Below are 12,687 nucleotides of genomic sequence, written 5' to 3'. Positions count from 1 at the left end.
CGGTCAGCGCCAACGGGTGGTCATCAGGAAGCCGATGAAGGCGATCCCGAAGCCGATGAGGATGTTGAGGTTGCCCAGATCGGGGATCGGCAGCACGCCCTGGCTCACGTAGAAGACGATGATCCAGGCGAGGCCGATCAGCATGAAGCCGAACATCACCGGCTTGAACCAGACCGGGTTGGGGGAGTTCTCTCCGGTCCGGGCCTCGTCGCGCTCCGGCTTCGGGCTCTTCGTCGCTCGTGCCATGCCGACCACTGTACCGGGCGGAGCACTCCGACCGGGAGCAGGCCGCCCGCCGGCTCCCGGTCGAGACGGCTTTCCGGCGTTCTCCACAGGCTCTGCAGAGCTCTCCCCAGGGGTGCGGAGAGCCGAGGATCCGCGCGGGGCCGCCGATTAGACTCGTCGCATGTCAGCCGAGCAGCCCGCCGAAGCCCCCCTGCGGCCGCGATCCCGGCGCCGTGCTCCGCGCCCGCGCCGCCGGCTGTCCGTCTTCGGGGTGCTCGGCGAGCTGCTGATGACCGCGGGCGTCCTCGTCCTCCTCTTCCTCGGCTGGCAGCTGTGGTGGAACGACGCGGTGATCGCCGGTCAGCAGACGAACGAGGCCGCGGAGCTGCGGGAGAGCTGGGGGGATCCGGCGCCCGCGCCCGCTCCGTCCCCGGCGGAGTCCCTCGCCCCGGCCGACTTCGGGGCTCCCGTCGTGTCGACGGTCGCCGCGATCGACACGTCCTTCGGCAATCTCTACATCCCCCGCTACGGCGAGGGCTGGGTCCGGACGATCGCCGAGGGTGTCGACGCGGCGAACGTCCTCGACGAGGGCAGCATCGGGCACTACCCGGGCACCCAGATGCCCGGAGAGGTCGGCAACTTCGCCCTGGCGGCGCACCGCAGCGCGTACGGCGGCGGCATGCACCTCATCGACCAGCTCCAGCTCGGCGACGCCATCTACATCGAGACGGCGGACGGCTGGTACACCTACCGCTACCGCAATCTCGAGTACGTGCAGCCGTCGGACGTGCAGGTCATCGATCCGGTGCCGTGGTCGACCGACGTGGCGCCGACCGACCGGCTGATCACGCTGACGAGCTGCAACCCGCTGTACTCGACCGCCGAGCGGATCATCGCCTACGGCGTCCTCGAGTCCTGGCAGCCGCGGTCCGCGGGTGCCCCGGCCGAGCTCGCCGCGACGCTCGATCAGGAGGGCTGAGATGTACGCAGCGCTGTGGCGGGTCCTGCCCGGACCCTTGTGGGTCCGGCTCCTCCTCGTCCTCGTCCTCGTGGCGGCCGTGCTGGCCGCTCTCGCCGAGTGGGTGTTCCCGTGGGTGCAGTCGATCGTGCTCGATCAGAACGTCACCGTCGAGGAGTGAGCGGCCGCCGGTCGACGAGGATTCTCGTCGTCGACAACTACGACAGCTTCGTCTTCACGCTGGTCGCCTACCTCCGCGAGCTCGGAGCGGACGTCGAAGTGGTCGAGGGCGCTGAGCTGTCGCCGGCCGAGGCGGTGCGGCGCGCCGAGGCGGCCGACGGGGTCCTCGTGTCGCCGGGCCCGGGCCGACCCGAGGACGTCCCCACGTCGACGGCGCTGGTGCGGCACTCCGTGGCGAGCGCACATCCGCTGCTCGGCGTCTGCCTCGGGCACCAGGTGATCGCCCACGCCCTCGGTGCCCGCGTGAGCGAGGCGCCGGAGCTCCTGCACGGCCGCACCTCGATCGTCGAGCACGAGGGCGACGGGCTGTTCGCGGGCATCCCCTCGGGCTTCGAGGCCATGCGGTACCACTCGCTCGCGGTCGAGCGCGGCTCGCTGCCACCCGAGCTCGCGGTGACGGCGACCACCGCGGAGGGTGTCGTGATGGCGCTGCGGCACGTCTCGGCCCCGGTCGTCGGCGTGCAGTTCCATCCGGAGTCGATCCTCACGCCGTCCGGGCGCGTGCTGCTCGGCAACTGGCTCGACGAGGTCGACACGGTCCCGTCTCTTCGCGACCGCGCCTCGAGCGACTCGCTGTCGAAGTGACCCTTGGACGGGGGCCATCAGAACGCGCCACTCCTCCTGCGGGAGCCGCCGCTGATGCGCTATGACTGTCGGTTAGAGTTGCTGGATCCGCAGAAAGACGGGTGCGGGAACTGCGATCGCATGGCTATGGACCCCGCCTTGGTGGCGTGTTTTGACGGGTGCGCGGCGGAAGATGCGGTACCCCTTCCCGGCATAATCGGAGGACATCCGGCAAGGGGATCGACGGCTGGAACGAATCATCCGGGGGCGACGATGGTGGAACAGGTCTCGTGGGAGTACTCCGGGATACGCGAGATCGAGACGCTCGGTCCGCGGGTCGTGGTGAAGCCGGGGACGGTTCCGCGCCTGACGGGATCCGGCTTCTCGGCGAACGGCGTGCAGGTGGTCCTGATCACTTCGTCGCCGATGCGCGTTCTGCGGGGGACCTGGAGCGCCGACGACACGTCCGTCCTCACCTTCACGTTCCTGCTCGAGGGCTTCGTCCGCATGGTCGGACCGGAGCGGACGACGCTCCTGCGTCCGGGTTCGATCTCGTACCAGCCGGGGACGACCACGTTCACGACGGAGTCGACGACCCCGGTCTCGCTGCTGCAGGTCTCGATCCGCGCCGACGAGATGCGCCGCTACGGCTTCGACACGAACGCGGGCGTCTACGCGCTCGATCCCGACGCCCGGACGACGCGTGCCGCCTCGGCGTTCACCACGGCGTTCGTCCTCGCGGCCGAATCGGGCCCCGGGATCCCCGGGGAGGCCGAGCTCGCGAACTTCCTCCACGTCGTCAAGCAGCTCCTGGTCAGCGCGTTCCTCGCCACGCAGGGGGCACAGGCCGGCGCCACGAGCATCCGTGCGGCGACGCTGGGTCGCGCCAGGACCGTGATCGACCGCACCCACCGGACGCCCCGCTGCACTCCGGAGGCCGTGGCGGACGCGGTCAACGTGTCGACTCGCTCGCTGCAGCGGCTCTTCGAGGACGCCGGCACCACCGTCGCCAGCGAGATCGAGCTCGCGCGGGTCGCCAGCGCCGTCGAGCTGCTGCGCCGTCGACCGCGCCAGGTGCCGCTCGAGACGATCGCCGCCGCGTCCGGGTTCTCGTCCGCCGACCACCTCCGTCGAGCGCTGAAGCGCCGGGAGGGGCTCACTCCGAGCGACATCCGGGGTGGCCTTCCGTCGTCGGCCGACCGCGTGGTGCGACTCGAGCAGCCGCTGGCGGACGCGCGCCGGGCGTAGAACTCCGGCGGCACGGAGCCGCGGAGGCACTGAGCCGCGGCACGGAGCCTCGGCGGCACGCGTGCTCGCCGTGCTGCGGGCGTCAGCCCGCGCAGTAGCCGAGCTCGACGGTGGAGCCCTGCGGGACCTCACCGGGAGCGGACGACTGGGTGGTGACCGGCGGGTTGGTGCGGCGCACCGACTCGCACGTCTCGTCGGGCGCTTCCTCGCCGACGAGCTGCAGATCCTCGGCCTCGAGGGCTGCGAGAGCGGCGCTCAGCGACAGGCCGACGAGGTCGGGCAGCACGACGGTGCCGGAGGAGACCACGACGTCGACGGGGGTCCCCGGTGCGGCCAGGTCTCCTCCCGACGGAGCGCTGGAGATCACGATGTCGGCCGGGACGGTGGGCGAGTTCGTACGGGTCTGCGACCCCTCCTCGAACCCCGCTGCGGTGAGGGCGGCGATCGCGTCCGGGAGGGCGCTGCCCGCGGTCGCCGGGACCGCGACCGGTTCGGCGCCCTGCGAGACGTAGACGCGGATCACCGTGTCGGGGGCGACGATCGTGCCGGAGCCGGGATCCGTGCGGATCACCTCGCCCTCGGGGACGGAGTCGCTGAACTCGGTGACCTGACTCGGCACGAGATCGAGGGCCGTCAGCGTCGACTGGGCGCTGTCGTAGCTCGTGCTCGTGAGAGTCGGGACCTCCCGCGACTGCGACGGGAGGGTCGTGGACGGCTGCAGGGTCAGCACCCAGATGACGAGCGCGGCCACGATCACGGCGAGGACGACGATCGACGACCAGATCCACAGCACCGGCGGTCGGCGCTGCGTGCGGACGATCGAGTTGTCCTCGGCGAGCTGGCGCAGGGCCAGCTCGGAGTCGTTCATGCCGCCCTGGCTGCGGGCGGCGAAGAGGGAGGTGGTCAGCTCGTCGATCGGGCGGTGATCGGCCAGCCGGCCGGAGGCGGCGTCACGCAGGTCGTCGCGGAACTCGGCCGCGCCCTGGAAGCGCTCGTATCGGTCCTTCGAGAGCGCCCGGGCGACGATCGAGTCGAGCGCCGGGCTGACGGCGGGGTTGATCGAGCTCGGCGCCGGGGGCGTCTCGCTCACGTGCTGGTAGGCGACGGCGACCGGGGTGTCGCCGCGGAAGGGCGCACGACCGGTGAGGAGCTCGAACAGCACGATGCCGGCGGAGTAGAGGTCGCTGCGGGCGTCGACCTGCTCGCCCTTCGCCTGCTCCGGGGAGAAGTAGGCCGCGGTGCCGAGGATCGCGGTGGTCTGGGCGACGGTGGCCGCGGAGTCGGAGACGGCGCGGGCGATGCCGAAGTCCATGACCTTCACCTGACCCGACGGGGTCAGCATGATGTTGCCGGGCTTGATGTCGCGGTGCACCACTCCCGCTCGATGCGAGTACTCGAGGGCGGTGAGGATGCCCTCGGTGATGCGCACGGCCTCGTCGACGTCGACCGGGCCCTCGGCGATGACGTCCTTCAGCAGGCGCCCCTCGATGTGCTCCATGATGATGAACGGACGCCGCGACTCGGTGCCCTGCTCGTCGACGGTGACCTCCTCGCCGGCGTCGAAGACGCGGACGATGGTGGGGTGCGACATGCGCGACGCCGACTGCGCCTCCTGGCGGAACCGCAGTCGGAAGGCGGAGTCGGAGGACAGCGAGAGCTTGAGCTCCTTGACCGCGACCGTGCGCCCGAGGCGGGTGTCGGTGCCGAGGTAGACCTCGGACATCCCGCCGCGACCGAGCCGGGGCCCGACCTGATACCGTCCCGCGATCAGGCGACCCTCTTCCGTCACGCGTACGCTCCCGCCCTGATTCCGTCTGGCAACAGCCCCCGCAGGAGCCACGGCAAGTGTACCCGCGGCCCCGCAGCGATCCCGCGGGGCGCGGCGGGGCGGACGACGACGGGCCCGGAGGATCGATCCTCAAGGCCCGCCGCCTACTCGCTCGTGCGGTCTACTCCTCGGGCGGGCCGGAGGGCGACGAGGTGGCCGAGTTCGACCTGGTCGGAGTCGGAGTCGGCGTCGGAGCGGGTGCGTCGACAGCGACCGTGAGGGTCGGCGAGGCCGCCGACTCCGTCTCTCCGCAGATCACCGTGTAGGTGATGTCGAGGGAGCCCTCCGCCGGGCCGGCCTGGATCGTGGCGGTGGTGGAGTTCGACGGGTTGGTGCTCGTGACGGACGCGCCCTCGCCGGTCGCGGTGACCCGGTAGCCGGTGACGGAGGTGCCGCTCGGGCACTGGTTGTAGTTGGTCCAGGTGACGTTGAAGGTCGCACCGGCGTCGACGCTGGAGGCCGCGGGGGTGACGGTGGGGACCGCGGTGGGGGCGTCGGGGGTCGCGACGTCGAGGTACACCGAGACACGGATCGTGGTGCCCCGCGCGACGTTGGCCGTGGGGGTGAGGGCCGAGACGGTGCCGACCTGCTCGCCCGTCGCGGCGTTCGGGCCGTCGACGCGCTCGACACCCATTCCGAGTGCACCGAGCTCCGCTTCGACGTCCTCGAACGGGCGGTCGATGAAGTCGTCCTCGTTGATGGGCACGAGGTTCGAGGTCTGCGTGGGGGTCGGCGTGGGTGTCGGACTGGGAGCCTGCGTCGGGGTCTGGCTCTGCGTGGGAGCGGCGGTCGGCTCCGGGTCGCCTCCGTCGCCCGTGGTCAGCGCGAAGATCGTGCCGCCGATCACGACGGCGAGGATCACGATGAGGGCGAGGAGCGGCCAGGTCCACGGGCTGCGCTTGCGCGGCTCCTGGATCTCGTCCGGCTCGTCCTGAGCGCCCACGAGGGAGCCCGCGGCGAAGGCGGTGGTCGTGTTGGAGGGCAGGACGGTCGTGGCCTGCGTGGCTCCCGCCGCCGACGGCAGGACCGTGGTCGCCTGCGTGGTCGGGAGGTCGCCGGCGACCGCCGGGACCGCGAGGGCGGCGCCGCGGACGTCGCCGGTGCGCAGCGCCTGCGCCGCGCGGGCGAGGTGCGCGGCGGTGGCCGGGCGGTCGGCGGGCTTCTTGGCGATGCAGGAGTAGACGAGGTTGCGGACGGGCTCGGCGACCGTGACGGGCAGCTCCGGCGGAGTGTCGTTGATCTGCGCCATCGCGATGGCGACCTGCGACTCGCCCGTGAACGGACGGCGCCCGGCCAGGCACTCGTACGCGACGATGCCCAGCGAGTAGATGTCGGTCGCGGGCGAGGCGGGCTGGCCGCTGGCCTGCTCCGGGGACAGGTACTGGACCGTGCCCATGACCTGGCCGGTCGCGGTGAGCGGGACCTGGTCGGCGATGCGGGCGATGCCGAAGTCGGTGATCTTGACGCGTCCGTCGGGCGTGATCAGCAGGTTGCCCGGCTTCACGTCGCGGTGCACCAGGCCGGCCGCGTGGGCCGCGTGCAGGGCCAGTGCGGTCTGCGCGACGATGTCGAGGACCTTGTCGGTCGAGAGCACGCGCTCGCGCTCGAGCACGGTCGACAGGGCCTCGCCGGGGACGAGCTCCATGACGAGGTACGCGGAGCCGTCCTCCTCGCCGTAGTCGTAGACGTTGGCGATGCCCTCGTGGTTGACGAGCGCCGCGTGGCGGGCCTCGGCGCGGAAGCGCTCGAGGAACCCGGGATCGCCGAGGTACTCGTCCTTCAGGATCTTGATCGCGATGGTCCGGCCGATGACCAGATCGGTCGCCTGCCACACTTCGCCCATGCCGCCGATGGCGATCCTGGACTGCAGCTCGTAGCGTCCCCCGAAGGTGAGGCCTGATGTGGGTCTCATTTGTTCAGCACCGCCTCTAGTACCTGTTGTGCGATGGGTGCGGCGATCAGGTTGCCGTACCCGGTCTGGCCGAGTCCCCCGCCGTCCTCGACGAGGACGGTGATGGCGTACTGCGGATCGTCCGCAGGAGCGAATCCGGTGAACCAGAGGGTGTAAGGGTCGTCCCTGCCGTTCTCGGCGGTGCCGGTCTTACCGGCCACGGTGACGCCTCCTATTGTTGCATTCGTCGCCGCGCCGTCCTCGACGCTGGCGACCATCATCGCCTTGACAGCGTCCGCCGTCTCCTCGCTCACGGCGCGGCCCAGCGGGTCCTCCTGGAACTGCTGGAGCACGCTGAGATCCTGCGAGCGGATGACGTCGACCAGGCTCGGGCGCATGACCTCGCCGCCGTTCGCGATCGCCGCCGAGACCATCGCGATCTGCAGCGGAGTGGCGCGCACCTCGTACTGGCCGAAGGCGGTCAGCGCGGTCTGCGCGTCGTTCTCGGTCTCGGGGTAGGTGCTCGCCTCGACCGACATCGGGATCTCGAGCTCGGTGTCGAAGCCGAACTTCTCGGCGGTCTCGCGGATCGCGTCGGACCCGAGCTCGACGCCCATCTCGGCCATCGGCACGTTGCACGAGAGCTTCACGGCCGTCGCGAGCGTGACGGTGTCGCCGGGGCCGCAGAGGCCGCCTCCGGAGTTCGTGACCTGCGTGCTGGTGCCGGGCAGCGTGTACGCCTGCTGGTTCGGGAAGCTCGACTCGGGAGTGAAGCGGCCCGATTCGATCGCCGCGGAGGCGACCACGAGCTTGAAGACGGAGCCGGGAGGGTTCAGGGAGCCGCCGATGGCGCGGTTGATCAGCGGGTTCTCCGGATCGTCGTTCAGCGCCTGGTAGGCCGCGAGCACCTCGTTCGTGTCGTGCGAGGTGAGCGCGGTGGGGTCGAAGGTGGGCTTCGAGACCATCGCGAGGATGCGGCCCGTGGCCGGCTCCGTCACGACGACGGCTCCGGTGTAGTCGCCCAGCGCGTCGAACGCCGCCTGCTGGGCGACCGGGTCGATCGAGAGCTCGACCGACGCGCCCTCGGGATCCTGACCCGAGACCAGGTTGTCGATCTCGTCGAAGAACTGCGAGTTCGAGGTGCCCGACAGGTAGTCGTTGAGCGAGCGCTCGATGCCGGTCGTGCCCTGGTTCAGGGTGAAGTAGCCGGTGACTCCCGAGTAGAGCGGCCCGTTCGCGTACTGACGCTGGAACTTGTACAGGTCGTCGCTCGGCACGGACGAGGCGATCGGCTGGCCGCCGACCAGGATCGCGCCGCGCTCGGTCGAGAAGCTCTCGTAGAGCGTGCGGGTGTTGCGCGAGTCCTCGGACAGCGCATCCGCCTGGATCACCTGGATCGTGGTGGTGGAGAGGAAGAGGGCGACGAACATCGTCAGGACGACGATGCTCACGCGCTTGAGTTCACGGTTCATCGACGGATCACACCACCAGACGAGGCTGGCTGCGGACTGTGTCCGACAGGCGGAGGAGCACGGCGACGATCATCCAGTTGGCCACGAGCGACGAGCCGCCGGCCGCGAGGAACGGAGTGGTGAGGCCCGTGAGCGGGATGACGCGGGTGACGCCTCCGATCACGATGAAGCACTGCAGGGCGATGACGAACGAGAGGCCGACGCCCAGGAGGCGGCCGAAGTCGTCCTGGCCGGCGAAGCCGATGCGGAAGCCGCGCGAGACGAGCAGCAGGTAGAGGCCGAAGATCGCGAAGATCCCGGCCAGGCCCAGCTCCTCGCCGAGGCTCGCGATGATGTAGTCCGACTGCGGGACCGGCGTGATGTCGGGCATGCCCTGGCCCAGCCCCGTGCCGAGCAGACCGCCGTGCGCGAGACCGAAGAGGCCCTGCACGAGCTGGAAGCTGCCGCCGGGATCGGCGCCGTAGCGGTCGGCGCTGAAGGGGTCGAGCCAGTTCGAGAAGCGGTTGCCCACGTAGTCGAGCGTCTGGCTGGCGAAGAGCGCGCCGCCGAGGAACAGCCCGACGCCGATCAGGACCCAGCTGGTGCGCCCGGTGGCGACGTAGAGCATCACGAGGAACAGGCCGAAGTAGAGCAGCGCCGTGCCGAGATCGCGCTGGAAGACGATGACCGACATCGACACGGCCCAGACGACGAGGATCGGGCCGAGGTCCCGCAGCCGCGGGAAGCGCATCCGGAGGAAGGTCTTGCCGACCATCGAGAGGGAGTCGCGGTTGCGCACCAGGTAGCCGGCGAAGAACACGGCGAGGGCGATCTTCGCGATCTCGCCGGGCTGGAAGCTGAAGAAGTCGCCGATGCCGATCCAGACGCGCGCGCCGCTCACCTCGCGCCCGATGAAGGGCAGCAGGGGCAGCAGGAGCAGCACGATGGCGACGAAGCCGGCGACGTAGGTGTAGCGGAACAGGATGCGGTGGTTGCGGATGACGACGAGGACCACGATCGCCGCGACGATCGCCAGGCCGCTCCAGATGATCTGACGGACGGCGACCGACTCCCAGCCCGTGGCGCCGTCGGCGATGTCGATGCGGTAGATCTCGGCGATTCCGAGCCCGTTCAGGACCGTGGCGATCGGCAGGAGGAACGGATCCGCCTCCGGGGCCGCGAAGCGCAGCACGACGTGGACGACGAGGACGAGGGCCGAGAGACCGGCGCCCAGGGAGACGAGCGTGGTGTCGACGGCGCCCAGCGCGCCGAGCTGCACGAGCAGGATCGCGGAGGTGTCGATCAGGCAGGCGCCGATCAGCAGCAGGAGCTCGAGGTTGCGCAGCTTCTGCTTCAGGAGGCGGGGGCGCCGGCGCTCGGCGGCCGCGGGGGCGGTGGTCGCGGTCACGGGGCTCCGTTCGCGTCGGTGAGGCGCTCGACGATGTCGACTGCTCCGGCGTAGGACTCGGCGTTGATGGTCTGCTCGAGCTGCTCCACGTCGTACTCGCGGAGGGAGTCGAGCGGGATGCCCGTGTCCTCCTTCACGCTCGAGAGCGAGAGCGGGCCCACGGACTGCTGGATGCCCTGGTAGATGATCACGGTGTCGCCGTCGGTGCCGACGTAGAAGCGGGACTGGGTCCAGTCGTAGGCGAGCAGCACGCCGAGGAACCCGGCGATGAGCACGAGCGAGAGGCCGACGAGCCAGGTGATGCGGCGGCGGAGGTGCCGGCGGCGGTCCTCCTCGATGAGCTCGTCGAGGTAGTCCTCGGAGGCGGGCTCGAAGTGGGTGGGTCCCTGCGCGGCGGGTGCGCGGGTGTGCAGGCGCAGGCCCGGGATCCGCAGGCGGTTCTGCGAGTCGTCGGTGCTGATCGGAGTGGGGGCGGCGGCCGAGCCGACGATCACCGGCTCCGGGATCGGCACGAGGACCTGGGCGGTGTCGTTCTCGCCCGGCACGTCGAGGATCACGACGGTGACGTTGTCGGGGGCACCGTGCGCGAGGCTGTCGCGGATGAGACGGTCGGCGACCTGCTGCGCCGACTCGCTGCGCGACAGCTCCTTCAGGATCTCGTCGTGCGGGACGACGCCCGAGAGGCCGTCGGAGCAGATGAGCCAGCGGTCGCCCGGCTCGGTCTCGAGGGTCAGCGTGTCGATCTCGGGATTGGTGTGCACGTCGCCGAGCACGCGCATGAGGACGGAACGGCGCGGGTGCGTCATCGCCTCCTCCTCGGTGATGCGGCCGGAGTCGACGAGGCGCTGCACGAAGGTGTGGTCGGTGGTGACCTGCTCGAGCTTCCCGTCGCGGAGGACGTAGATGCGGGAGTCGCCGATGTGCGCGATCGCGACCGACTCGCCCACCCGGGCGATGGCGCTGACCGTGGTGCCCATGCCGGTCAGCTCGGGGTGGTCGATGACCGCCTCGGCGAGCAGGGCGTTGGCGGCGAGGAGGGTGCGCTTGAGCTCGTCCTCGGCCTCGTACGTCGACGCGTAGGTGCGGTCCGCCTCCGCGATGCGCTTGATCGCGATGGAGGACGCGACGTCGCCGCCCGCGTGCCCGCCCATCCCGTCGGCGACGACGAAGAGCTGCCGGCCCGCGTACCCGGAGTCCTGGTTGTTGGAGCGGATGCGGCCGACGTGCGACACGGCCGCGCTCTCGCGCGCCGCGCCGACGGCGCTGTCAGGAGTGGAGGTCACGGGCTGCCTACGACCGTCGCAGTTCGAAGGTGGTCGTGCCGACCTTGACCGGGGTGTTCAGCGGCACCTTCGTCGGTGCGCCGACCCGGCGGCCGTCGAGGAACGTGCCGTTCGTGGAGTCGAGGTCCTGGATCATCCACTCGTCGTTCCAGATCAGCAGGCGCGCGTGGTGGGTGGAGGTGTAGTCGTCTCGGATCACCAGCGTCGACTCGGAGGAGCGGCCGATCGTGAGCGGCTCGCCGGAGAGCTCGAGCTCGGTGCCGCGCTTGGGACCCGAGGTGATGACGAGGCGCTGCGCCGTGTGGACCGTGGCGACGCCTCCGGAATCGGTGCGCTCGGCCGCGGCCTCGCGGGCGCGGCGGGCCGACGGGGCCTGCTGCTGCACGGGAGCCGGCTGCTGCTGCGGGGAGGAGGGCTGCGGGGCCGCCTGCTGCGGCGCGGACTGCACGACGGGCTGGGCGGCCGTGACGAACGGCGCGTCGTCCTGCTGCGCGGTCGGCGGCATCTTGCGCACGCGCTGCCCGAACAGGTCGGAGCGCAGCGCGTAGACGATGCCGAACACGAAGAACCACAGCAGCGCGAGGAACGCGATGCGCAGGAGGAAGAGGGTGAGCTCGCTCATAGCCGGTCGTCCCAGAATCCATCGGAGGCGCGTCCGGAGCGACCGGACGGCGAGCGGTCGGCGCGCGCGGGTGCGGCGCCCTGCACGAGGCGGAACACGATCGCCGTGCGCCCGATCGTGATGGTCTGCTCGGGAGAGAGGACGGCCTGCGTGACCGGCTTGCCGTCGAGCTTCGAGCCGTTGGTGGAGCCGAGGTCGTGCACCTGGGCCCGCGAGCCGTCCCAGAGGATCTCGACGTGCTTGCGCGAGGTGCCGGAGTCGTCGACGGTGATGTCGGCGTCGGCACCGCGGCCGATGACGGTGCGGGACTTGGTGATCGGGTGGCGACGGCCGGCGATGTCGACGACCGGCGTGTAGGCGACGGTGCCCTTGACGCTGCGGGAGTCGACCTCGACCATGCCGTCGCTCAGCGACCCGTCGGCCTCGAGCCGGATGTCGATCGGGCCGGGGAAGCGGTAGCCCTGCTTCTTCGCGTGCTCGGTGGCGACGGTGGTGAGCTCGTCGATCAGGGTGGCGCCCATCCGCTCCATGCGGGAGAGGTCGGCGGCGGACATGCGCAGGGTCAGGCTGTTGGGCACGAGGATGCGGTCGCGCGTGACGACCGCAGCGGTGGTGTCGAGCTCCCTCCGGAGCGCGGACGCGAGCTCGACCGGCTGCAGCCCCGACTTGAAGGTCCTCGCGAACGCGCCGTTGACGACGCGCTCGAGTCCCTTCTCGAAGTTGTCCAGTATGCCCACAGTCTTCCGATCTTCCGTTCCGTCGCCTTCTCGGCGGTCGCGCACGGATCGAGGTGTCTGCGCGCTCACGTGGCTTCCGTTGTCGTCTGCTTGCCGCGCACGGCTACGGGCATGTTACTGGGATGCTCTGGATACGGGCTCCTCGGGGTGTTTTCGCGGGGTGCGCGGGGGTGATGGACGGGGTCGCGTCGGTGGGCGCGGCTCGATCCGTCGCGGACGAACGGTCGCCGGT

Annotated in this window: 12 protein-coding genes; 4 read left to right on the top strand and 8 right to left on the bottom strand. The window is 70.7% G+C overall.

The window, feature by feature from the left end; all coding sequences use genetic code 11:
• Positions 1 to 3 precede the first annotated feature (3 nt).
• Complete coding sequence (locus tag ASF46_RS17595) at positions 4 to 246, bottom strand: cell division protein CrgA (protein ID WP_055794313.1); 243 nt, start codon at positions 244 to 246, stop codon at positions 4 to 6.
• A 160-nt stretch (positions 247 to 406) separates the two neighbouring features.
• Here ASF46_RS17595 and ASF46_RS17590 point away from each other — a divergent pair, with 160 nt between their 5' ends.
• The 4 genes from ASF46_RS17590 to ASF46_RS17580 all read left to right on the top strand — a co-directional run bounded on the left by ASF46_RS17590 (position 407) and on the right by ASF46_RS17580 (position 3,235).
• The gene (locus ASF46_RS17590; protein WP_056868832.1) at positions 407 to 1,204 is read left to right on the top strand and encodes a class E sortase; all 798 of its coding nucleotides are present in this window, start codon (positions 407 to 409) and stop codon (positions 1,202 to 1,204) included.
• Between the two features lies 1 nt (position 1,205).
• On the top strand, positions 1,206 to 1,364 hold the full coding sequence (locus ASF46_RS19615; protein ID WP_200919761.1) for a hypothetical protein: 159 nt from the start codon (positions 1,206 to 1,208) through the stop codon (positions 1,362 to 1,364).
• Entirely contained in the window at positions 1,361 to 2,008 is a 648-nt protein-coding gene (locus ASF46_RS17585) for an anthranilate synthase component II (RefSeq protein ID WP_056868831.1), read from the top strand. The genes ASF46_RS19615 and ASF46_RS17585 overlap by 4 nt, the downstream gene beginning before the upstream one ends.
• A 252-nt stretch (positions 2,009 to 2,260) precedes the next feature.
• Positions 2,261 to 3,235 (top strand): helix-turn-helix domain-containing protein, encoded by a 975-nt coding sequence (locus tag ASF46_RS17580; protein ID WP_056868830.1) that lies wholly within the window; start codon positions 2,261 to 2,263, stop codon positions 3,233 to 3,235.
• An 82-nt stretch (positions 3,236 to 3,317) separates the two neighbouring features.
• Here the strand turns inward: ASF46_RS17580 and pknB are convergent, their stop codons facing one another.
• The 7 genes from pknB to ASF46_RS17545 all read right to left on the bottom strand — a co-directional run bounded on the left by pknB (position 3,318) and on the right by ASF46_RS17545 (position 12,455).
• Positions 3,318 to 4,958: a Stk1 family PASTA domain-containing Ser/Thr kinase gene (gene pknB / locus ASF46_RS17575; protein WP_235577011.1), complete on the bottom strand. Its 1,641-nt coding sequence runs from the start codon at positions 4,956 to 4,958 to the stop codon at positions 3,318 to 3,320.
• Positions 4,959 to 5,184: 226 nt separating this feature from the next.
• Positions 5,185 to 6,975 (bottom strand): protein kinase domain-containing protein, encoded by a 1,791-nt coding sequence (locus tag ASF46_RS17570; protein WP_056868828.1) that lies wholly within the window; start codon positions 6,973 to 6,975, stop codon positions 5,185 to 5,187.
• Positions 6,972 to 8,426: a peptidoglycan D,D-transpeptidase FtsI family protein gene (locus ASF46_RS17565; protein WP_056868827.1), complete on the bottom strand. Its 1,455-nt coding sequence runs from the start codon at positions 8,424 to 8,426 to the stop codon at positions 6,972 to 6,974. The genes ASF46_RS17570 and ASF46_RS17565 overlap by 4 nt, the downstream gene beginning before the upstream one ends.
• Before the next feature lie 7 nt (positions 8,427 to 8,433).
• Positions 8,434 to 9,813: an FtsW/RodA/SpoVE family cell cycle protein gene (locus ASF46_RS17560; RefSeq protein WP_056868826.1), complete on the bottom strand. Its 1,380-nt coding sequence runs from the start codon at positions 9,811 to 9,813 to the stop codon at positions 8,434 to 8,436.
• The gene (locus tag ASF46_RS17555; protein ID WP_056868825.1) at positions 9,810 to 11,096 is read right to left on the bottom strand and encodes a Stp1/IreP family PP2C-type Ser/Thr phosphatase; all 1,287 of its coding nucleotides are present in this window, start codon (positions 11,094 to 11,096) and stop codon (positions 9,810 to 9,812) included. Before ASF46_RS17555 ends, ASF46_RS17560 begins: the two co-directional genes overlap by 4 nt.
• Positions 11,097 to 11,103: 7 nt before the next feature.
• Positions 11,104 to 11,718 (bottom strand): FHA domain-containing protein, encoded by a 615-nt coding sequence (locus tag ASF46_RS17550; RefSeq protein ID WP_056868824.1) that lies wholly within the window; start codon positions 11,716 to 11,718, stop codon positions 11,104 to 11,106.
• Positions 11,715 to 12,455: an FhaA domain-containing protein gene (locus tag ASF46_RS17545; protein ID WP_056868823.1), complete on the bottom strand. Its 741-nt coding sequence runs from the start codon at positions 12,453 to 12,455 to the stop codon at positions 11,715 to 11,717. Before ASF46_RS17545 ends, ASF46_RS17550 begins: the two co-directional genes overlap by 4 nt.
• Between the last annotated feature and the right edge of the window lie 232 nt (positions 12,456 to 12,687).

Source organism: Rathayibacter sp. Leaf296 (assembly GCF_001423045.1).
GTDB classification, from domain to species: domain Bacteria; phylum Actinomycetota; class Actinomycetes; order Actinomycetales; family Microbacteriaceae; genus Rathayibacter; species Rathayibacter caricis.
The sequence above is the reverse complement of the archived record's forward strand: the minus strand, read 5'-3'. Positions and strand labels throughout refer to the sequence as shown.

Coding starts and splice junctions, on each gene's coding strand:
- ASF46_RS17595 (WP_055794313.1), bottom strand. CDS start 246: ATGGCACGAGCGACGAAGAGCCCGAAGCCGGAGCGCGACGAGGCCCGG.
- ASF46_RS17590 (WP_056868832.1), top strand. CDS start 407: ATGTCAGCCGAGCAGCCCGCCGAAGCCCCCCTGCGGCCGCGATCCCGG.
- ASF46_RS19615 (WP_200919761.1), top strand. CDS start 1,206: ATGTACGCAGCGCTGTGGCGGGTCCTGCCCGGACCCTTGTGGGTCCGG.
- ASF46_RS17580 (WP_056868830.1), top strand. CDS start 2,261: ATGGTGGAACAGGTCTCGTGGGAGTACTCCGGGATACGCGAGATCGAG.
- pknB (WP_235577011.1), bottom strand. CDS start 4,958: ATGTCCGAGGTCTACCTCGGCACCGACACCCGCCTCGGGCGCACGGTC.
- ASF46_RS17570 (WP_056868828.1), bottom strand. CDS start 6,975: ATGAGACCCACATCAGGCCTCACCTTCGGGGGACGCTACGAGCTGCAG.
- ASF46_RS17565 (WP_056868827.1), bottom strand. CDS start 8,426: ATGAACCGTGAACTCAAGCGCGTGAGCATCGTCGTCCTGACGATGTTC.
- ASF46_RS17550 (WP_056868824.1), bottom strand. CDS start 11,718: ATGAGCGAGCTCACCCTCTTCCTCCTGCGCATCGCGTTCCTCGCGCTG.